The 21280-nt window shown below is 61.0% G+C and carries 14 protein-coding genes; 6 read left to right on the forward strand and 8 right to left on the reverse strand.

What is annotated here, in order from left to right; all coding sequences use genetic code 11:
• Both purL and ACIGDJ_RS21400 read left to right on the forward strand, forming a co-directional pair.
• The coding region (gene purL / locus ACIGDJ_RS21395) for a phosphoribosylformylglycinamidine synthase (RefSeq protein ID WP_397504613.1) at positions 1–3819 on the forward strand (3819 nt) is incomplete at its 5' end.
• Positions 3820–3824: 5 nt separating this feature from the next.
• Entirely contained in the window at positions 3825–4136 is a 312-nt protein-coding gene (locus tag ACIGDJ_RS21400) for an NGG1p interacting factor NIF3 (protein ID WP_397479966.1), read from the forward strand.
• A 413-nt stretch (positions 4137–4549) separates the two neighbouring features.
• Here ACIGDJ_RS21400 and ACIGDJ_RS21405 read toward each other — a convergent pair whose 3' ends face one another.
• From ACIGDJ_RS21405 to ACIGDJ_RS21440, 8 genes are all read right to left on the reverse strand, one after another.
• Positions 4550–10285, reverse strand: coding sequence for a dermonecrotic toxin domain-containing protein (locus ACIGDJ_RS21405; protein ID WP_397479958.1), 5736 nt, complete (start codon positions 10283–10285; stop codon positions 4550–4552).
• Positions 10286–10431: 146 nt separating this feature from the next.
• A complete protein-coding gene (gene nagE / locus ACIGDJ_RS21410) occupies positions 10432–12147 on the reverse strand; it encodes an N-acetylglucosamine-specific PTS transporter subunit IIBC (RefSeq protein ID WP_101159346.1) in 1716 nt (571 codons plus the stop codon).
• Positions 12148–12181: 34 nt separating this feature from the next.
• Positions 12182–14695, reverse strand: coding sequence for a phosphoenolpyruvate--protein phosphotransferase (gene ptsP, locus ACIGDJ_RS21415; RefSeq protein WP_397479959.1), 2514 nt, complete (start codon positions 14693–14695; stop codon positions 12182–12184).
• A 141-nt stretch (positions 14696–14836) separates the two neighbouring features.
• Positions 14837–15859, reverse strand: a complete 1023-nt coding sequence (locus ACIGDJ_RS21420) for an SIS domain-containing protein (protein WP_312995418.1) — start codon at positions 15857–15859, stop codon at positions 14837–14839.
• Positions 15840–16946, reverse strand: a complete 1107-nt coding sequence (gene nagA, locus ACIGDJ_RS21425; protein WP_101159349.1) for an N-acetylglucosamine-6-phosphate deacetylase — start codon at positions 16944–16946, stop codon at positions 15840–15842. The genes ACIGDJ_RS21420 and nagA overlap by 20 nt, the downstream gene beginning before the upstream one ends.
• 24 nt (positions 16947–16970) lie before the next feature.
• Positions 16971–17702, reverse strand: a complete 732-nt coding sequence (locus tag ACIGDJ_RS21430; RefSeq protein WP_101159350.1) for a GntR family transcriptional regulator — start codon at positions 17700–17702, stop codon at positions 16971–16973.
• 281 nt (positions 17703–17983) lie between these two features.
• Positions 17984–18499 carry a murein L,D-transpeptidase family protein gene (locus tag ACIGDJ_RS21435; protein WP_397479960.1) on the reverse strand — a complete coding sequence of 172 codons (516 nt, stop codon included), beginning with the start codon at positions 18497–18499 and terminating at the stop codon, positions 17984–17986.
• 74 nt (positions 18500–18573) lie between these two features.
• The gene (locus ACIGDJ_RS21440; protein WP_397479961.1) at positions 18574–19128 is read right to left on the reverse strand and encodes an NUDIX hydrolase; all 555 of its coding nucleotides are present in this window, start codon (positions 19126–19128) and stop codon (positions 18574–18576) included.
• 147 nt (positions 19129–19275) lie between these two features.
• Here ACIGDJ_RS21440 and ACIGDJ_RS21445 point away from each other — a divergent pair, with 147 nt between their 5' ends.
• From ACIGDJ_RS21445 to ACIGDJ_RS21460, 4 genes are all read left to right on the forward strand, one after another.
• Positions 19276–19875: a CoA pyrophosphatase gene (locus tag ACIGDJ_RS21445; protein WP_039759145.1), complete on the forward strand. Its 600-nt coding sequence runs from the start codon at positions 19276–19278 to the stop codon at positions 19873–19875.
• 39 nt (positions 19876–19914) lie between these two features.
• On the forward strand, positions 19915–20439 hold the full coding sequence (locus ACIGDJ_RS21450; protein WP_101159352.1) for a gamma carbonic anhydrase family protein: 525 nt from the start codon (positions 19915–19917) through the stop codon (positions 20437–20439).
• The gene (locus ACIGDJ_RS21455; protein WP_397479962.1) at positions 20436–20651 is read left to right on the forward strand and encodes a DUF1289 domain-containing protein; all 216 of its coding nucleotides are present in this window, start codon (positions 20436–20438) and stop codon (positions 20649–20651) included. Before ACIGDJ_RS21450 ends, ACIGDJ_RS21455 begins: the two co-directional genes overlap by 4 nt.
• 155 nt (positions 20652–20806) lie before the next feature.
• Positions 20807–21274 (forward strand): VUT family protein, encoded by a 468-nt coding sequence (locus ACIGDJ_RS21460; protein ID WP_016771544.1) that lies wholly within the window; start codon positions 20807–20809, stop codon positions 21272–21274.
• Positions 21275–21280 lie beyond the last annotated feature (6 nt).

Genomic DNA, 21280 nt, shown 5'->3' on the forward strand with positions numbered 1-21280 from the left:
CCAGCTGTCAGTGGCCTGTATGCTGAATTCGCTCACTTCGCCGAAGTCACCGGCGTCCTGACCGGCGACGAACAGCAGGTGCTAGCGCGCCTTCTGAAGTACGGCCCAAGTGTTCCGGTTCAAGAGCCGACCGGCCGTCTGTTTCTGGTGTTGCCGCGTTTCGGCACCATCTCGCCATGGTCGAGCAAGGCCAGCGACATCGCCCGCAACTGCGGCCTGAGCAAGATCCAGCGCCTGGAACGCGGTATCGCCTTCTATGTCGCCGGTGAGTTCAGCGAAGCCGAAGCCCAACTGATTTCGGACGCACTGCATGACCGCATGACCCAGATCGTGCTGGCCAACCTTGAACAGGCCGCCGGTCTGTTCAGCCACGCCGAGCCGAAGCCGCTGACCGCGATCGACATTCTCGGTGGCGGCCGCGCTGCACTGGAAAAGGCCAACACCGAACTGGGCCTGGCCCTGGCCGAAGACGAGATCGACTATCTGGTCAACGCCTTCAACGGTTTGAAGCGCAACCCGCACGACATTGAGCTGATGATGTTTGCCCAGGCCAACTCCGAGCACTGCCGTCACAAGATTTTCAACGCCAGTTGGGACATCGATGGTCAGAGCCAGGAAAAAAGCCTGTTCGGCATGATCAAGAACACCTATCAGATGCACAGCGAGGGCGTGCTGTCCGCTTACAAGGACAACGCTTCGGTGATCGTCGGCAACGTTGCCGGCCGCTTCTTCCCGAACCCTGAAACCCGCCAGTACGGTGCGGTGCAGGAGCCGGTGCACATCCTGATGAAGGTCGAAACCCACAACCACCCGACCGCGATCGCCCCGTTCCCGGGTGCATCGACCGGTTCCGGCGGCGAGATCCGTGACGAAGGTGCAACCGGTCGCGGCGCCAAGCCAAAGGCCGGCCTGACCGGTTTCACCGTATCCAACCTGCAGATCCCCGGCTTCGAACAGCCGTGGGAAGTGCCGTACGGCAAGCCTGAGCGCATCGTTACCGCACTGGACATCATGATCGAAGGCCCGCTCGGCGGCGCGGCGTTCAACAACGAATTCGGTCGTCCGGCGCTGACCGGCTACTTCCGTACCTTCGAACAGTCGATCACCACTCCGCACGGTGACGAAGTGCGTGGTTACCACAAGCCGATCATGCTCGCTGGCGGCATGGGCAACATCCGTGAAGAACACGTCAAGAAGGGCGAGATCGTCGTCGGCTCCAAGCTGATCGTGCTCGGCGGCCCGGCGATGTTGATCGGTCTCGGTGGCGGCGCGGCTTCGTCGATGGCCACCGGCACCAGTTCGGCGGATCTGGATTTTGCTTCCGTGCAGCGTGAAAACCCTGAAATGGAGCGTCGTTGCCAGGAAGTCATCGACCGTTGCTGGCAGCTGGGTGACAAGAACCCGATCAGCTTCATCCATGACGTTGGCGCGGGCGGTCTGTCCAACGCCTTCCCGGAACTGGTCAACGACGGCGACCGTGGTGGCCGTTTCGAACTGCGCAACATCCCGAATGACGAGCCGGGCATGGCCCCGCACGAAATCTGGTCGAACGAATCCCAGGAACGTTACGTGCTGGCGGTCGGCCCGGAAGACTTCGAGCGCTTCCAGGCGATCTGCGAACGCGAGCGTTGCCCGTTTGCCGTCGTCGGCGAAGCCACCGCCGAACCGCAACTGACCGTGACCGACAGCCACTTCGGCAACAACCCGGTGGACATGCCTCTGGAAGTGTTGCTGGGCAAGGCCCCGCGCATGCACCGTTCGGTGGTTCGCGAAGCTGAATTGGGTGATGACTTTGATCCGTCGAACCTCGACATTACCGAGTCCATCGAACGCGTTCTGCATCACCCGGCCGTGGCGAGCAAGAGCTTCCTGATCACCATCGGCGACCGCACCATCACCGGCCTCGTCGCCCGTGACCAGATGGTTGGCCCGTGGCAAGTGCCGGTGGCCGATGTTGCCGTCACCGCGACCAGTTTCGACGTCTACACCGGTGAAGCGATGGCAATGGGCGAGCGTACGCCGCTGGCTCTGCTGGACGCCCCGGCATCGGGCCGCATGGCGATTGGCGAAACCATCACCAACATTGCCGCCTCGCGCATCAACAAGCTTTCCGACATCAAACTGTCGGCGAACTGGATGTCGGCGGCCGGCCACCCGGGCGAAGACGCGCGTCTGTACGACACCGTAAAAGCGGTCGGCATGGAGCTGTGCCCTGAGCTGGGCATCACCATTCCGGTGGGCAAGGACTCGATGTCCATGGCCACCCGCTGGAACGACAACGGCGAAGAAAAAACCGTCACCTCGCCGATGTCGCTGATCGTGACCGGTTTCGCGCCAGTGGCTGACATCCGTCAGACCCTGACCCCGGAACTGCGCATGGACAAGGGCACCACCGACCTGATCCTGATCGACCTCGGTCGCGGGCAGAACCGCATGGGGGCTTCGATCCTTGCGCAAGTCCACGGCAAGCTCGGCCAGCAGGCACCGGATGTCGATGACGCCGAAGACCTGAAAGCCTTCTTCGCGGTGATCCAGGGCCTCAACGCCGACGGTCACCTGCTGGCGTACCACGACCGTTCCGACGGCGGTCTGCTGACCTCCGTGGTGGAAATGGCCTTCGCCGGCCACTGCGGTCTGAGCCTGAACCTGGACAGCGTTGCCGAATCCGCCTCGGAAATCGCCGCGATCCTGTTCAACGAAGAACTCGGCGCGGTGATCCAGGTTCGTCAGGACGCCACCCCGGACATCCTCGCGCAATTCAGCGCCGCTGGCCTGGGCGACTGCGTGTCGGTGATCGGTCAGCCGATCAACAATGGCCAGATCAACATCACCTTCAACGGTGACACCGTGTTCGAAGGCCAGCGTCGTCTGCTGCAGCGTCAGTGGGCCGAGACCAGTTACCAGATCCAGCGACTGCGCGACAACGCCGACTGCGCCGAACAGGAATTCGACGCACTGCTGGAAGAAGACAACCCGGGTCTGAGCGTCAAGCTCAGCTACGACGTCAACCAGGATGTCGCCGCGCCTTACATCAAGAAAGGCATCCGTCCACAGGTTGCCGTGCTGCGCGAGCAGGGCGTCAACGGTCAGGTGGAAATGGCCGCCGCGTTCGACCGCGCCGGTTTCAGCGCGATTGATGTGCACATGAGCGATATCCTCGCCGGTCGTGTCGACCTCAACGAGTTCAAAGGCCTGGTGGCCTGCGGCGGTTTCTCCTACGGCGACGTGCTCGGTGCCGGTGAAGGCTGGGCCAAGTCGGCGCTGTTCAACAGCCGCGCCCGCGACGCATTCCAGGGCTTCTTCGAACGTAACGACAGCTTCACCCTCGGGGTGTGCAACGGTTGCCAGATGATGTCCAACCTGCACGAGCTGATTCCGGGCAGCGAGTTCTGGCCGCACTTCGTGCGCAACCGCTCGGAGCAGTTCGAAGCGCGCGTGGCGATGGTGCAGATCCAGGAGTCGAACTCGATCTTCCTGCAGGGCATGGCCGGTTCGCGCATGCCGATCGCCATCGCCCACGGTGAAGGTCACGCCGAGTTCGCCAGCGAAGAAGCACTGCTGGAAGCCGATCTGTCCGGTTGCGTGGCGATGCGTTTTGTCGATAACCACGGCAAGGTCACTGAAGCCTACCCGGCCAACCCGAACGGCTCGCCGCGGGGCATTACCGGCCTTACCAGCCGTGACGGTCGCGTGACGATCATGATGCCGCACCCGGAGCGGGTGTTCCGCGCGGTGCAGAACTCGTGGCGCTCGGAAGACTGGAACGAAGATGCACCGTGGATGCGTATGTTCCGTAATGCGCGCGTCTGGGTTAATTGATCGTCGTGTACAAGCTGGCGTTTTTTGTTCCTGACAGTCATGTCGATGTGGTCAAAGGGGCTGTGTTCGCTGCCGGTGGCGGGCGGATCGGTGACTACGACCACTGTGCGTGGCAAGTGCTTGGCTCGGGTCAGTTTCGGCCGCTGGATGGCAGTCAGCCGTTCATTGGCGAGGCGGGGCAGGTTGAGCGGGTCGAGGAATGGAAGGTTGAGCTTGTCGTTACGGATGAGTTGATTGTTGCTGTTGTGGCAGCGTTGAAATTGAGCCATCCGTATGAGACGCCGGCTTATGAGGTGTGGCGGCTGGAGGATTTCTGATCCTTTTGGCGGCTGAACGGGAAACCCGCAGATGAGTGATTGTCTGCGGGTTTTTTGTTGGCGCCGATTTTGTGAGCGATAGCCTTACAGCCGAGCAGTGGCAAGATCAAGATCAAGAGCACTCGAGCTGGCGCTCATTGTTGAGTGGTTAGAAGCGGGTGGTTGGCTTTGGATGGTGGGTGTGGCTGCCCTCATCGGAACGCCGCCAGCCCAACCCTCTCCCTACGGGCCGTCCGACATTTTGGGAGGGTTAGGGTGAGGGTGGCGATCTGAAGTCTGTTAAAGCAATGTCTGAATCGGCACAACCTTCCCACCTGCCGCTCGAGCGCTGCGGACAATCACAGCTCTAGGGCATAAAAAAACCACTGGGCTTGCAAACCCAGTGGTTTCCGAAACCTGCAAGCGGCCCCGCGTTACGTCACCTGCACCAACTTCACGTCCGTTTCAAGCATTTGGATCAGTGTGCGCAGGTATTTGAACCCCTGATCTTTCTTCTCCCAACGATCGACGAACAACAAGCCTTTGTCATTCACCTGGATCGGCGTGACAACAATGTCGCCGGTCTTGGATTTATGCACCAGGCGGGCTCCGCTCGAGCCTTCGTATTCGATCAGGAACAATCCGGGATGGGTCAATCTACTGCGGCTGACAGATGGCGCCGCGGCTGGTTTTTTCTTACCGGCGACGGCTACTTTCATGAGGAAATCGCTTCGCAGGCCGCGGTGATGGATACCGCGCTTTTCAGCCACGTCGGCGACGATTTGCCCTGTGCCGCGGTGGATATCTCTGGCGAGCTCAGTGGCGGTATCGCGTACATGGAGGCTGACGGCTGACAGGGTGTCTGCCAGGCCCGGCACGCCGAGATTGTAATTGGTGTGCGCACTGCCAATGAGCGCTACCCATTTGTGCGGCCCGTTCGCCAGTTGGTCGGCCTCGATCACCTGAGTTGCGAAATAGCTGAGCATCTCGTTTCGCGAAACAACTTCGTCCGAAAGTCCCTTGAGGTGGTAAGACGCTGTGCAATCGAGCGCTTTGATGCGGATATTGTATTTCGCCGCTGCCTGATAGACCTCAGTGTATGTATCGTTACCCTCATAGGCTCGCATATGCCCGCGGTCTTGATGGCGCAGATAAGTTTTGAGCCTGTCCGGCATGCGCTGGGTCTGTAGAAAGATATTCAGATCGGCCTGATGCAAATCGGTCAATACATGCTCCACGTACAACGTGTCGTAACCGGCTTGCTTGAGTCCCTTCATGTGCTTCTTCAGCAGCGCTTTGCTCGAAACATCCCCATGAGCTTCGCCGATCACCAGGTTCAGGCGCCGCTCGGACAATTGCTGTAGAAAACCCTCGAACGAAGTATCGGACGTGAGCGATGGCAGGATCGGCGCTTCGGGAGGGGTGTAATCGGTAAACGTGTCTCGGGCCTTTTTCTCCAGGCGCTTGCGACTGTCAATGAAGGCGTCGTAGGCCACTTGCTCACTTGCGAGCACCGGGCGGTAGTGGGAATCCATGGAGTAGGGTTTATGCAGCATTCGGGCGATGTCGTCACGCAGTGACGGAGCAATGTCGTAGTCGCTGAAATGATCAACCACAGCGGCAGTTTCCGCTGGCTTCAAGACCGGTTGGGGTGCCTTGTACGCGGTCGGTGTCTGTACAAGGTAATCGCCCTTGGCCGCCGCATCCCCGGCGATTGAACCTGGTGAATCCAGTCCGACACGTTGGGGCTGGTACAGGTCGATGTCTTCAACCCGCACGGCAATGGCATCGTGCAGGTCGGCCAGGCCAGGCGTCTTGTCGAAGGTGCTCATGCGTGTCTGTTCGGTGAGGGCGATCCAGCGTTCCTCGGTTAATTCAGCGCTGTCGGCGGACAGTGTCTTGTGCGAGTAGAAATTTCTGATGCTGTTGCTTCGTGGGGTCAGTGGCGAGAGGTCGGCCAGTACCATGGCGTGTTCCAGTTGATAACTGGTCGAGGCGTCCAGTGCATGAATCGTCAAGCCCTTTTCCCGGGCTGTGCGCACCAGTGCCAGATACGAGTATGACGCGTCCTTCTCGTGGCCCAGCGCGCGGTCAACCGCTTTGAGATGGGTTTTGATGTGCTTCCATGTCCCACCCCTGTTCATCTTTTCCAGCTTGGGGTAAAACACATCCCCCGCCAGATACTCGACATAAAGGCGCTTGAAACCGCTTGCAACGAGCTCGTCGACATGGTCGATCAGCAGTTGTTTACTGGCGATAGAGCCTGGCTGGGCGCCGATCACCAGGTTTTTCCCTTTGAGGGCGTCGCTGGCGATCAACTGTGCAATTGAAGTATCGGCAGCAACGGCCGGGACTTCGGCCCGAGCGGGCAGGGGGGCGAGTTCGGCGAAATGACGTGTGGCATCGGTGGTGAGTTTTTCGACCTGTAGCAGGTAGGCGGTGCGTGTCGAGGCGAGTTCCTCGGCCGCACCGAACAAGATCACGTGGGGATTGGTACCCATGTAGTCCTGGCTGCGCAGGATGATGTTTTCCCGGTTTTGCGGATTCATCACTGTTTCGACGCGCTGGCGATACTTGTCCGCCACGCCATAATCCTTGTGCGGGCCAGGAGTCTCGGGCACGGCATCGTACTTTGGCGCGCCGCCGGTCATTCCGCTGCGCACCATCATGCCCTTTGCGTTGGGCACCACCAGGATGCCGGTCGAAACGAGGTCAGGGGAGTTCGGCTTTGGTATATAAAGCAAATGGCGTCCGAGTGCGTCGGGATTTTTCCCTGTGTAGTAAAGCTGACTTCTGAAAACCACCACACGCATGTCGTTCCACTCGGGTTGGGGCTCGACCTGATTGATCAGCGTCACCACGTTCTGCTGTTCGTTGCTGGCGGTGGCGATTGCTTGGCGCAACGGCCGATGCACGGGTTTGAGTGAACGCAGGGCGGGGCGCAAATCGGTCAGTACCGCGCCGGTGCTGTTGAACAGATAACCGAGCAAATGCTGGAAGGCTTCGCCATGCTCACCCTGACGATAAGCGTGCAGCGCGAGCATGGCGTCCTTGAAGGCCAGTAGCAGACCGGTGCTCAGGCTCAACAGCGGAAAGGGCGCAGTGGCAACGGCGGCGATCCATTCCACCGTTGTCCAGATCAGGCCAGCGATCATTTCGGCGCGACTGCTGGTAGTGGCATCGACGTTATCGATCCGCCGTTGCAGCTTCATGTTGTAAAGCGCCGAGCGCAGATCGCTGACGGCAGCGGTGGCCGGTGTTGAATCGTAGCGTGCCGGGCTGGGCGTCGTTTTATTGAGGTTTTCGGGGAGCTGTTTTTTAGCGTTCTCAAGGAACGTCCGTACGCGCGTCTGTGCACTCACGCCAACCCGAGACGTGAGGTATTCGATCATGCCGGCCTGCTGCTGAAGCAAATAGTTGAACAGGCGTGCTTCGCGAAACCTGACACCGTCGGGCGCGTCCGGGGTATACAGCAGAACCGGGTCATCGGCATGGCTGAACAGCCACGCATCCATCACCCATTCGCCGTCGATCATCAAGCGATGAATCGGGTATTGCGTGCGAGTGGTGCCAGCGCTTTCGTCCATGCTGGTGATGCTCTGCTCCAGCCATTGCAGATCGCTGCTGGCGATATGGCCTTGCAGTTGAGATTCCAGCGCGGCGCTTTTCATCTGGCGCTGAGTGATCGCCAATGTCGCATTGCGCCTGAACTCATAGCCTTCGCTCGTCGAACTTTGCAGATCACTCTTGACCTTGTTGGTATAGCGTTGGCCGATCCACACGCCCGTGACCGAGCGTGCAACGTTCTGTGCGGTGAGGCTGCTGACGTCGATGCCTGGCGGGCCTTTGAAACGGGCCGAGCGGGAGAATTTCTCATCGAGAAAACCGACGCCGTCGGCATAGCCGTCGCGGTACAGCTGGGTGTACGACAGCGGTTTGGGGGTCAATGAGGGCACGATGGACATTGGCGCATATGCCCAGACGGTATCCGGGTCGACATCGTTGGCCGGGCGCTTGAGCAGACGATTCAGACTGATTTTGGCTTGCTCGTGTACGTAGTCGTCAAATGACGGAAAATGACTGCCGGACAAGGCGTGCCGGTTGAATGCACGCAACGCGCCTTCGGCATCTTCGCTCAGGGTCGACAGTTTTCGACGATTGGCAGCAGTGGTCGAGCGATACCACAGGGGCGTGCTCCAGTCATAGTCGTCAACGCGCGTAGCCAGCACGTGTTCGGCCATCGCTTTCAGGCAAGCGAGATGGTCGCCACAGTTATCAAAGGTCACCTTTCGGTGCTCCAGCGCGTCAGGCTTGAAGCTCAGGCCCGCCAGTACTTTGCGTAGCGTTGGGCGAAAGCGCATTGGTGCGCGGTTGATCAGGTAACCGGCCATGCTGTCGGCGGTGTCGCTATGCTTCGCCCAGCCCAATAGGTGGGTCTGGCATTCACGTTCACTGTCGAAGGCCTGAAACTGTTGCTCGCGTGGGGCTTGTGGCGTGCACAGCAAGATGCGCTTGATGGTGCCGCTGGCATCGCTCTGACGCAGTACCCACAAATCCTGCAATTGTGCGCCGTGCAGCGACAGGGTCGTGGCGCGCAGCTGCGGATCGCCGCCACTGCGCAAGCGCTGGATCAGTGGCAAATCACTGACGAGCAGGTGACCTTGCAGTACAGCCGTATGGGCGAGGGCGAGGATGCGTTGATCGAGCATTCGCTCAAGGGCGGGTTTGATGGCGGCGCCGGCGTGCATCTCTTTTTGCAGGTGATTGAAGTCGACGCGGGGCTCCAGGCTTATGGCCTGTTTGACCAGCCATGCCGGTGTCAGGTCAGTATGACTTTCCGGCAAGCGCGCGCCGTCATACGTCAGAGTGGTGTGGCTGAGGAATTGCGAACCCGGCAATTCATCACCCGTGTGTGGGCCGCGCAAGGACAGCTCGAGCAGATTGTATTGATGTATATAAACGCCATAGCCCGGCACTCGGCGGTCAGTGCTGATCTGCAGTTTTTCCGGTTCGAGATCGTCAATTTCCAGATCATCGCTCAGGCGTTCCAGCCATTGCTGGCGCGCCAGCGCCTCCAGAGTGCCCACCGGTCCCATCAGATCGAGCAAGTGTTGCCGCGCCTGCTGATAGTTGCTCAAGTGCTCGGCCAGTTCGGTTTGCCGTGCCGTGCTGGCGCTGCGGTACCAATCCGGTGCGCTGTAGCGAAGGTGGCGTTCGAACAAGGTTTGTGCGCGTAGCTCCAGGCGCCGCGTCAGATCCGGCAGGGCAGCGGCGATCGCCTTTTCAAGCGCTGCGAGCAATAGCGTTGGGTCTTGCTGTGGGTTGTCGGCGAAGCTCAAGGCGCGCTCGATATCCTGCGTGCGCTTTTCAATCAATGCGTCGTAGGTATATTCGAACAACGGTTTGCTGTCGATTGGCGCGAGCGACAGCGGCCAGATTCCTGCGGCACCGACATCGTGGTAGCCCGTCGGCAGTAATCGCATGAACTCGTCGTGGCCGCTGCGCGATGTCAGCGACGTGCGCAGGTGGCTGTCCAGATCGGCCAGAGAATCGAAGAGCTCAAGGCCTCGTGCCGGGGTGAACAGTACGGCGTAGCCGACGCTCTGGTCTGTCGACAGACCGATGACCCGCGGGCTGTCCTTTTCCGTAACGACAAACGCGCCGGCCAGGTCGACCGTGGTGCTCTGATAGCTGAATTGCAGTGCATGAATGGCAGGACGCAGCATCGGTCCCAGATCGAGTTTATTCAGCAGTTCGCCGGCTTGCGGATGGAGCAGGCGATCACTGACGGCTTGCCGCGCTTCGTGGCCGATGGCGGTGAATCCGGCATCGTAGTTCAGGAAGGTTTTCGCCGGTTTGCCGTCGATCTGGTCGCGCAGGTCCATGTTGATCAGTTGGGTGTTGAGGCGGATCTTCAGCGTCGCGATGAGCTTTTTGCCTGCGACGCTTTGCAGGTCGCTGGTTTCCAGCGTCTGGTAGAGCGCGCGGCTGCGTTGCAGGTAGCCGGTGCGGTAGGTTATCAGCTGCTCGTTGAGCTTTTTCAGGTAGGCCTGTTCGGTGCTCGGTGGGTGTTCGGGCAGTAAGGGATCGGGTGTCTGGAACAGGTAGTTGCCGATCTGGTTGAGATCACTTCTGATCTCGTCGGGGGTGGGGGCTGTGGGCGTGCTCATGGGCACTTTCTCCAGGCTGGGGATGAGGGTCCAGCATGGCGATGAGGGTGTTTTGCGGGGTGGTATATATGTAGCGTTTTTTGGCGAAGACCTCGTTGCGAGGAGAACGAGCCCCCTCGCGAAGAGGCCCGTCGTGACACTTGAAATCAAGCTTGCGTGCTGATCTCCCGACGACTCGCCAAGCGCCCGATTGCTTCACTCAGACTCGCTGCCTTGTCTCCGACCAGCAAATGCCATACCCCGCCCTGCAGTTGGCTGACGCCCAGACAACCCAGCGCGTTGAGCTGCGTCTCGGACAACGCCTCACCATCGGCCAGTTGCAGACGAATCCGGGTCAGCGCGATGCAATCGAGCTGCAGCACATTGTCGCCACCGCCTAACGCTTTCAGCCATTGCTGCGCCTCAGCACTGGCGATTGCCAACGATTTCGGCTCATCGATAACCGCCGTCGGCGAGGTGATCGGGGCACGACCCAAGGTCGGCAAGGCCTGGCGAATTTCATCGGCAATGCTGTCGGCCAGCGGCCCGACCACCACCTGCAAACTGCCGCCCTTGCCGGGGCGAACCACGGCCATCGCGCCGAGTGCTTTCAACTCGCTGTCCAGCGCCTTGTTGCGATCGACCATTTCCAGGCGCAACCGTGTCGTGCAAGCGCCCACCGTCAGCAGATTTTCGGCGCCGCCCAAAGCCTTGATATAGGCACTGGCGCGCTCGTTCTCGGTGAGTACGGCTTGCTCGGCGACCGCCACATCCTCGCGCCCCGGTGTTTTCAGATTGAAACGACGGATGCAGAAATCGAAAACGCAGTAATAGATGACCGCATAAGCCAGCCCGACTGGAATCACCAGCCAGCCATTGGTCGAGCGACCCCAGCCGAGAATCATGTCGATAAAGCCACCGGAGAAAGTGAAGCCGAGGTGGACGTTCAAGCCATTGGTGATCGCCATCGACAAGCCGGTCAGCAACGCGTGCAGGAGGAACAACAGCGGTGCGAGGAACATGAAAGCGAATTCGATCGGCTCGGTCACCCCGGTCAGGAATGAGGTCAGCGCCATCGACAGGAAAATCCCGCCCATCACTTTGCGCCGCTCCGGCAGGGCGTTGCGGTACATCGCCAGACAGGCGGCGGGCAGACCGAAGATCATCATCGGGAACATGCCGGTCATGAACTGGCCGCCCTTCGGGTCGCCGGCGAAATAACGCGACAGATCGCCGGTCACCAGCGCACCGGTGGTCGGGTCGGTGAAGTTGCCGAAGACGAACCACGCCATGTTGTTGAGGATATGGTGCAGACCAGTAACGATCAGCAGGCGATTGAACACGCCGAAGACGAAGGCGCCGATGCTGCCGCTTTCCATCATCAGCGCGCCGAAAGCGTTGATGCCCTGCTGGATTGGCGGCCAGATATAGCCGAACACCACGCCCAGGCCGACCGCCGCAAACCCGGTGACAATCGGCACAAAACGGCGGCCACCGAAGAACGCCAGATACTCCGGCAGCTTGATGTCCTTGAAGCGGTTGTACAGCGCTCCGGCCAACAGGCCGCTGACGATCCCGGCGAGCATGCCCATGTTGATGGTCGAATCGAGGACCTTCAGGGTCGAGATCATCACCAGATATCCGATCACCCCGGCCAGACCGGCGGTGCCGTTGTTGTCCCGGGCGAAACCGACGGCGATACCGATGGCAAAAATCATCGCCAGATTGGCGAAGATCACCTGTCCAGCATCGTGAATGATCGCGATGTTCAACAGGTCAGTGTCGCCCAGGCGCAGCAGCAGGCCGGCAATCGGCAGGATTGCGATGGGCAGCATCAGTGCGCGGCCCAGGCGTTGCAAGCCTTCGATGAAGAGTTGATACATGGTGGTTCTCCTGCTCTTTAACGAGAGCTTGTTGTTAGGGCAACGGCCAGTGCTGACGGCAGGCATGACGCACGGCGGCGGCGCTGGACAGCTTGAGCAGGTCGCGGCTCAGGCGCTGACATTCGGCTTCGTGCAATTGGCGCACGCGATCCTTGATCTCACCGATCTGCACCGGGCTTACCGACAGCTCGGTGACGCCGAGGCCGATCAGCACCGGCGTCGCCAGCGGATCGGAGGCGAGGGCGCCGCAGACGCCGACCCAGCGCTTGTGCACCGCCGCGCCTTCGCACGTCATGGCGATCAGCCGAAGCAATGCCGGGTGCAGGGCATCGACCCGTGCCGCCAGCCCGGCATGGTCGCGGTCCATGGCCAACGTGTATTGCGACAGGTCGTTGGTGCCGATGGAGAGGAAGTCGGCGTGCTCGGCCAGCTGTTCGGCTTGCAGCGCGGCGGCGGGCACTTCGATCATCACGCCGATTTCCGGGCGCTCGGCAATGCCCAGTTCAAGCCGCAGTGCATCGACGCGCTGGCGAATCTGCAACAGTTCGTCGACCTCGGTGACCATCGGCAACAGAATCCGGCAACGCGACAACGGCTTGACCTGCAACAGCGCGCGCAGTTGCTGATCGAGAATTTCCGGCCGCGCCTGCGCCAGACGAATACCGCGCAGACCAAGCACCGGGTTGGCTTCGGCAGGCAGCGGCAAATACTCGAGTTGCTTGTCGCCGCCGACGTCGATGGTGCGGATGATTACCGACCTGTCGCCCATGTTGTCGAGAACCGCTTGGTAGCTGCTGCGCTGTTCTTCGACATCCGGGGCAGTTTGCCGATCGACGAAGAGAAACTCGGTGCGCAACAGGCCGACGCCATCGGCACCGTTGGCGAAGGCATCTGCCGCTTCGCTGCTGGAGGCGACATTGGCGACCACTTCGATGTGCACGCCATTGCGGGTTTCGGCGGGCAAATGCGCTTTGGCGTGTTGGCTGTCGCGGCGCTGCTGGCGCTCGACTTGCGCCTGTTGCACGTCGGCCAGACGTTGCGCATTCGGCGTCAGCTCAAGACGACCGCCGTCCGCGTCGAGCACGACGGCCTGATCTTGCGGTTGTTCGAGCAATAGCGCGCCCAAAGCGACGATGCACGGCAGGCCTTTGCCGCGAGCCAGGATTGCTACATGCGAGGTCGCGCCGCCCTCGGCCATGCACAACCCGGCGACACCTTGCGCGCTCAGTTGCAGCAGATCCGATGGCGTCAGTTCCTGCGCGGCGACGATGGCGCCGGCCGGCACCTGGTATTGCCACGCCTCGCCGAGCAACGCGCGCAGGACGCGTTGCCTGAGGTCGCGCAAATCGTTGGCGCGCTCGGCCAGCAGCGGACTGCCGGTGCCTTGGAGCATGTCGCACTGCGCCTCGATCGACCGACTCCAGGCGTGCGTCGCTGCAGTGCCGTGCTCGATGAAATGCTGCGCCGCGTCAAGCAGGGCGGGGTCTTCGAGCAGCGCCATGTGCGCGGCGAAGATCGCTTCTTCGTCGGCGCTTTTGTGCTTTTTCGCCTGGGCGAGGGTGGCGGCGATTTCGCTGCGCACTGCGTTCAATGCCGTTTCAAGAATCTGCTGCTGTTGCACGGGATCGTGATTGCCCGCATCCGCCGGCAAGGTGATCGCGTTCAAGCGAAACAACGGCCCGGCGACCAGCCCCGGCGCCGCGCAAACGCCGTGCAGCACGCCGGTCTCGGCCGGGCGTTTCAGCGCCGCAGTGCGGACCGGCGCTTGCGCGTGATGATCCTCCGGCAGTGCGGTGGCCAGTGCGCTGAGCAAGGCTTGCAGCGCGGCATCGGCGTCCGGCCCCTGACAACTGACCTGCACCTCATCCTGCTCACCAATGGCCAGCCCCATCAAACCGATCAGGCTGTTGCACGGCGCCGATTTGCCGTTGAAGTGCAGCTGTGAATGGCTGTTGAAACCCTGCGCGGTCTGTCGGATCAGTGCAGCCGGGCGCGCATGCAAGCCGCCGCGATGAGCGACTCGCACCTGGCCACGAACCTCGGGTCCACCGCGTGTATCGGTGTTCGCCGCCACCACATTGCGCGCGATGACGTGCAGCAACGGCTCGCCGACTTTCACCGCTTTGAGGGTAATCGGCCGCACTTGAAAATCCGCGCTGTTGGTCAGGATCAACAGGCTGACCAGGCTTTTGCAGTGCTGGCCGACCTTGTCCAGGTCATAACGCAGCAGCGGCTGACCGAGGCTGACGCGATCGCTTTCCCTGACCAGCATGGCGAAACCTTCGCCGTTCAATTCAACGGTGTCGAGGCCCAGGTGCAGGAGGATTTCCGCACCGTTGTCGGCGCGCACGGTCACCGCGTGGCTGCTGCGCGCGACGTGGATGACCACGCCGGCGCAGGGCGAATACAGCGTGTCGTTGAGCGGGTCGATGGCGATGCCGTCACCCATCGCGCCACTGGCGAACACCGCGTCCGGGACGTTGGCGAGCGTCAGTACCGGGCCGCTGAGCGGGGCGCTGAGGGTCAGCTCTTTATTGTTGTCGGGCATGGCTGGGTCTCATCAGTAATTTCGCTGATCCTTGTAGGAGCTGCCGAAGGCTGCGATCTTTTGATCTTGTTTTTTGTGAATCAAAATCAAAAGATCGCAGCCTTCGGCAGCTCCTACATAGAGTTACGTCCTTCGCCGCTATCAATGCGTGCGGGTCACTTTGCTCAGATGGCGCGGCTGATCCGGGTCCATGCCCCGCGCTACAGCCAGGCCTGCGGCCATCACGTAGAAACTCTGGATCGCCAGAATCGGGTCGAGGGCCGGGTGTTCGGCGCGGGTCAGGGTCAGGTCGCGTTCGCTGACGTCATCCGGCGCGGCGAGCAAGACCCGGGCGCCGCGTTGGCGCATGTCCGCCGCCAGGCTCAGCAGGCCGGGCTGTTCCGCGCCGCGAGGAGCGAAGATCAGCAGCGGATAGTGTTCGTCGATCAGTGCCATCGGGCCGTGACGGACTTCGGCGCTGCTGAACGCTTCGGCCTGAATCGCCGAGGTTTCCTTGAACTTCAGCGCCGCTTCCTGGGCAATCGCGAAACCGGCGCCACGGCCGATCACCATCAGGCGTTCACAATCGCGCAGCGCTTCGATGGCCACGCTCCAGTCCTGTTTCGCCGCTTCGCGCAGGCCTTCTGGCAGCGCATCGTGGGCTTGCAGCAATTCGCTGTCCTCTTTCCAGTGCGCGATCAAACGCGCGCTGGCGCTGAGGGTGGCGATAAAACTCTTGGTCGCGGCGACGCTGCTTTCCGTGCCGGCGAGCAGTGGCAGGCTGAATTCACAGGCCGCCTCCAGTGGCGAATCGGCGGCATTGACCATCGACACGCTCAGCGCGCCACGCTTGCGCAACAGGCGCAGGCTGTTGACCAGATCCGGGCTCTGTCCCGACTGTGAAAACGCAAAGGCAACCTGACCGCTGACTTTCAGTGGCGCCTGCTGCATGGTCACCACCGACATCGGCAACGAGGCCACCGGCACGCCCAGTTGCTGCATGGTCAGGTAGGCGAAGTAACTCGCCGCGTGGTCGGAGCTGCCACGGGCGACCGTCATCGCCACTTGCGGTGGCTGCCGGCGCAGGCGCCCGGCGATCTCGATCATCGGCGCGTCGAGCTGTTGCAGTTGCGCTTGCACGGCTTCGAACGAGGACAGCGCCTCTTCAAGCATTTTTGAAGTCAATGTCTTCTCCTTCGACCATGACGGCGGTCAGTGTGAGTGAGCGATCGAGCCGTACGCAGTCGGCCCAGGCGCCGGGGGCAAGGCGCCCGCGTTCGGTAATGCCGAGGTAGTCGGCGGGAAATTGCGACAGACGCTGCGAGGCTTCGCTGATCGGCAAACCGATCTTGACCAGATTGCGCAGGGCCTGATCCATGGTCAGGGTGCTGCCGGCCAGCGTGCCGTCGGGCAGCCGCACGCCGCCCAGGCATTTGGTCACGGTGTGGCTGCCGAGCTTGTATTCACCGTCGGGCATGCCGGCGGCGGCGGTCGAATCGGTGACGCAATACAGGCAGGGGATCGAACGCAGGGCCACGCGAATGGCGCCGGGGTGCACGTGCAGCAGATCGGGAATCAGCTCGGCGTATTTGGCGTGGGCCAGTGCCGCGCCGACGATGCCCGGCTCGCGGTGATGCAGCGGGCTCATCGCGTTATACAGGTGAGTGAAACTGCTGGCGCCGGCAGCCAGCGCCGCGACGCCTTCCTCGTAGCTGCCGAGGGTGTGGCCGATCTGCATGCGAATGCCACGGCTGCTCAGCTCACGGATCAATGCGTCATGGCCGGCGATTTCCGGGGCGATCGTAATCACGCGGATCGGCGCCAGCGCCAGATATTCTTCGACTTCGGCCATCAACGCGGTGTGGGCGAAGTTCGGTTGTGCGCCGAGTTTGCCGGGGTTGATGTACGGGCCTTCAAGGTGCACGCCAAGCACTCGCGCGGCGCCTTGCGGACGCTGCTCGCAGAATTCGCCTACCTCTTTCAAGACCCTGGAAATCTCGGCGCTTGGCGCGGTCATGGTCGTGGCCAGCAGCGACGTCGTGCCAAAACGCACGTGGGTTTTGCTGATGGTTTCGAAGGCTTCGGCGCCTTCCATGATGTCTTTGCCGCCACCGCCATGCACATGCAGGTCGATGAAACCCGGCAGTAGATAGGGCAGAGCGTTATCAGCCGGATCGCAGGGAACGCCTTCGATCGACACGACCTTGCCGTGTTCGTGAATCAGCCGGCCGCGAACCCAGCCGCTGGCGGTGAGGATGTTGTCTTCGGACATTTTCGTTCTCGCTTGGGGCCGCGCTCAGCGGCGCAGCTCTGCTACAAAGTCGTAGTAGTCGTTGCGGCAATAGGTGTCGGTGACTTCGATCGGCGTGTTGTCTTCCAGATAGCCGACCCGGGTCATCAGCAGCATGGCGGTGCCGGGGGCGATGCCGACCAGCGCGGCGAATTCGTCCGAAGCATTGATCGCCTGAATGTGCTGCAAGGCGCGGACGATCGGTTTGCCGATGCCGTCGAGGTATTCGTAGAGCGAATCGCCCACCGCTTGTGGCTTGGGCATGATCGAGGCGGGCAGGGTGCTCATCTCGATGGCCATCACCGTGTCATCGGCTTTGCGCAGGCGCTTCATGCGCGCCACCTTGTCGTTCGGCGACAGGCCAAGACGGATCAGTTCTTCGTGGGTCGGCAGGCTGATTTCCCGCTCCAGCCATTTTGAACTCGGCACGAAACCTTTGAGGCGCAGCATCTCGCTGAAGCCGGAAAGACGCGACAGCGGTTGCTCCAGGCGGGGGGTGATGAACGTGCCGGAGCCTTGCAGGCGGCGGATCAGGCCTTGATCGAGCAAAACCTCCAAAGCCTTGCGCGCGGTAACACGGGAAATACCGAGCTGGTCGCTGAGGTTGCGTTCGGACGGCATCGCCTGTTCCGCCTTCCATTGCCCGGCGTGAATCGCCGCTTCCAGGTTGCGCGCCAGTTGCAAGTACAGCGGCGTCGGCTGGGAGTCGTCGGGACGTAGGGTTTGAAGGTCGTTCATGTAGGTCGTTTCCGTCGCGAGTATGGGATTTTTGTGGCTCGCTTGTGCGACGGAAGCTAATACCACTTGAATACCATGTCAACGCAGGTAAATGGCTTGTAACCCGCGAATATCGGGGCTTCAGGGGGTGGTGGTCTTAAGTGGTATTAGTGGTGGACGTTGAAAAGCAAAAGATCGCAGCCTTCGGCAGCTCCTACAGTGGGAAGTGGTATCAACCCTGTAGGCGCTGCCGAAGGCTGCGATCTTTTGATTTATTTTTTTGCGCTGACCAGCGGTCGAGGTTACGGACGAATCTCGATCATCGTGCCGTCCGGCACCAGATTCCACACTTCACGCATGTCGACGTTGCGCATGGCGATGCAGCCGTCGGTCCAGTCGAGGGTGTGAAACAGCTGTTCCGGATTGTCTTCCGAGTCCGGGGTGCCGTGGATCATGATCATCCCGCCGGGCTCGACCCCTTCACGGCGAGCGCGGGCGGCATCGCTGATGTTCGGGTAGGAGATGTGCATCGACAGGTTGAATTTCTCGCTGGTCTTGCGCCAGTCGATCCAATAGAAACCTTCCGGCGTGCGTTTGTCGCCCTCGATCAGTTTCGGCCCTTTCTTCGCGCCCTTGCCCAACGAAATGCGGTAGGTCTTCAGCGGCTTGCCGTCGGCAACCAGCTGCAGTTGGTGGGCCGACTTCAGTACCAGGACTTTTTCGATCAGTGGCGTATTCGACGGCGTCACGGTGGTCACGAATGACGCTTGCGAAACGCTGACGAACGACAGGCAGAACAAGGCAAGCAACCAGCGCATTGAAACGATTCCCCAAGGAGTGACGCAATCAGGTTTTAGGTAGGAGCTGCCGAAGGCTGCGATCTTTTGATCTTCTAGCCAACAATGACCGGCTGCACCAGTGGCGGGATCGATTCCGAACGCACCGGGTAGTTCTCGATGCGCCGATCAGCGAAGAAGCATTCTAAGGTACGCCCGACCGTGCGGAAAGCCAGCTCGTCCCAAGGGATGTCGGCTTCGTCGAACAACTGCACTTCGAGGCTTTCGGGGCCGGCGGCAAACTCCAGATCGGCCAGTTCGGCGCGAAAGAACACATGCACCTGGCTGATGTGCGGCACGTCGATCAGCGTGTAGATGCTCAGGTTGCGCACCCGGGCGCAGGCTTCTTCGGCGGTTTCGCGGATGGCTGCCTGCTCGATGGTCTCGCCGTTTTCCATGAACCCGGCAGGCAGGGTCCAGTAACCGAGACGCGGTTCGATGGCGCGGCGGCAGAGCAACACTTTCGTACCCCAGGTCGGCACGCAACCGGCGACGATATTGGGGTTCTGGTAGTGAATGGTCTGACAGCTATCGCAGACATATCGCAGCCGCGAATCGCCTTCGGGAATGCGCTGGGTGACCGGGTTACCGCAGTGGCTGCAAAATTTCATGCTGAGGTTCCTGAATGCTGCGCCTATCTTGGCGTGCAGCGGGGCCGGTCGGCAAGTTGTCGTTTCGCGACACGGCGGCTTTCAGGGGCTTGGGCGCTCGCTTTGATTGGTGCATGATGCGGAGCAAGGCACCGATCGAGAACACTCATGCTGGACGAGCTACTGCATAGGGTAAGCAACCACACACCGCGCACGCTGGAGACCGACGCACGTTTTCCCGAAGCCGCCGTGCTGGTACCGATCACCCGCAGTGACGAACCGGAACTGGTCCTGACGCTGCGCGCCAGCGGGCTTTCGACCCACGGCGGCGAAGTCGCCTTCCCCGGAGGTCGCCGCGACCCGGAAGATCCGGACCTCATATTCACCGCGCTGCGTGAAGCCGAAGAAGAAATCGGTTTGCCGCCGGGCCTGGTCGAAGTCATTGGCCCGCTCAGTCCACTGATTTCCCTGCACGGCATCAAGGTAACGCCGTATGTCGGGGTGATTCCAGACTTTGTCGAATACCAGCCAAATGATGCCGAAATCGCCGCCGTCTTCAGCGTTCCACTGGAATTCTTCCGCAAGGACCCGCGCGAGCACACCCATCGCATCGACTATCAGGGCCGCAGTTGGTACGTGCCGAGCTATCGCTTCGGCGAGTACAAGATCTGGGGCCTGACGGCAATCATGATCGTCGAGTTGATCAACCTGCTCTATGACGCCAGAATCAGCCTGCACCGACCGCCGAAAAGCTTTATCGATACCTGAGCCGTCGTTCGAACGGCCGTGAGCCCCGAGGAAAACAAGATGAAATACCGCCTGGGCGACGCCCGTGTCGACACCCATCCACAGAGCTGGGTCGCGCCCAATGCCGTGCTGGTGGGCAAGGTCCGCCTGGAAGAGGGCGCCAATGTCTGGTTCAACGCTGTGTTGCGCGGCGACAATGAGCTGATCCTCATCGGCAAGAACAGCAACGTGCAGGACGGCACGGTGATGCACACCGACATGGGCTATCCGCTGACCATCGGCACCGGCGTGACCATCGGCCACAACGCGATGCTTCACGGCTGCACGGTCGGCGACTACAGCCTGATCGGCATCAACGCGGTGATTCTCAATGGCGCGAAGATCGGCAAGAACTGCATCATCGGCGCCAACTCGCTGATCGGCGAAGGCAAGGAAATTCCCGACGGTTCGCTGGTCATGGGCTCGCCGGGCAAGGTTGTGCGCGAACTGACCGAGGCGCAGAAAAAGATGCTTGAAGCCAGCGCCGCGCACTATGTGCATAACTCGCAGCGTTACGCCCGCGATCTGGTCGAGCAAGAACAATGACCGCTGTTGAACGACCAGTCGCCTCGCCGTGTGTGAATATCTGCGCGCTGGATGAGGACGATATTTGCACCGGCTGCCAGCGCACGGTCGCAGAGATCACCCGTTGGGGCCGCATGAGCGGTGACGAGCGCCGCGTGGTGCTGGGGTTGTGTCATGAGCGGGCGAAAGCGAGCGGGCTGGTTTGGATGACCCCCGGAAAATCCGGCGCCTGAATCACCGCTTTCGCGAGCAAGCCCGCTCCCACAGTTGGAATGAGATCTCATGTAGGAGCGGGCTTGCTCGCGAAGAGGCCAGTACATTCACTACTTCTTATTGGCTCACAACACGGCCTGAAGTAACCTGTGCGCCACATTCACAGGCCGCCCCCATGATTTTCCTCATCGCCTACATCAGCAGCGTCGTGCTGATCAACTTCGCCTTTTCCACCGCACCGCACTTGGACATCATCTGGTCGGCCTGGGGCGGTTTGGTGTTCGTGCTGCGCGACATGGTGCAAACCCGCTTCGGTCATGGCGCAATCGTGGCCATGCTGGCGGCGCTGGTGCTGTCGTACATCACCTCTGACCCATCCATTGCGCTGGCCAGCGCTACGGCGTTTGCAGTCTCCGAGTGCATCGACTGGCTGGTGTTCAGCATTACCAAACGGCCGTTGCGCGACCGCTTGTGGATCAGTTCGGCACTGAGCATTCCGCTGGATACCTTCATCTTTTTCGGCATGATCGACGCCTTGACGCCACCAGTGATCATCACTGCCCTGGCCTCGAAGTTCGCTGGCGTCACCGCAGTCTGGCTGATCATGGCCTGGCGTGATCGCAAACAGGCTGTCGCCAGCTGAAGCCAA

It is taken from the genome of Pseudomonas sp. NPDC079367 (assembly GCF_044542195.1).
Taxonomy (GTDB): Bacteria; Pseudomonadota; Gammaproteobacteria; order Pseudomonadales; family Pseudomonadaceae; genus Aquipseudomonas.

Coding starts and splice junctions, on each gene's coding strand:
- nagA (WP_101159349.1), bottom strand. CDS start 16,946: ATGTCCGAAGACAACATCCTCACCGCCAGCGGCTGGGTTCGCGGCCGG.
- ACIGDJ_RS21435 (WP_397479960.1), bottom strand. CDS start 18,499: ATGCGCTGGTTGCTTGCCTTGTTCTGCCTGTCGTTCGTCAGCGTTTCG.
- nagE (WP_101159346.1), bottom strand. CDS start 12,147: ATGTATCAACTCTTCATCGAAGGCTTGCAACGCCTGGGCCGCGCACTG.
- ptsP (WP_397479959.1), bottom strand. CDS start 14,695: ATGCCCGACAACAATAAAGAGCTGACCCTCAGCGCCCCGCTCAGCGGC.
- ACIGDJ_RS21430 (WP_101159350.1), bottom strand. CDS start 17,702: ATGAACGACCTTCAAACCCTACGTCCCGACGACTCCCAGCCGACGCCG.
- ACIGDJ_RS21460 (WP_016771544.1), top strand. CDS start 20,807: ATGATTTTCCTCATCGCCTACATCAGCAGCGTCGTGCTGATCAACTTC.
- ACIGDJ_RS21450 (WP_101159352.1), top strand. CDS start 19,915: ATGAAATACCGCCTGGGCGACGCCCGTGTCGACACCCATCCACAGAGC.
- ACIGDJ_RS21445 (WP_039759145.1), top strand. CDS start 19,276: ATGCTGGACGAGCTACTGCATAGGGTAAGCAACCACACACCGCGCACG.
- ACIGDJ_RS21440 (WP_397479961.1), bottom strand. CDS start 19,128: ATGAAATTTTGCAGCCACTGCGGTAACCCGGTCACCCAGCGCATTCCC.
- ACIGDJ_RS21405 (WP_397479958.1), bottom strand. CDS start 10,285: ATGAGCACGCCCACAGCCCCCACCCCCGACGAGATCAGAAGTGATCTC.
- ACIGDJ_RS21455 (WP_397479962.1), top strand. CDS start 20,436: ATGACCGCTGTTGAACGACCAGTCGCCTCGCCGTGTGTGAATATCTGC.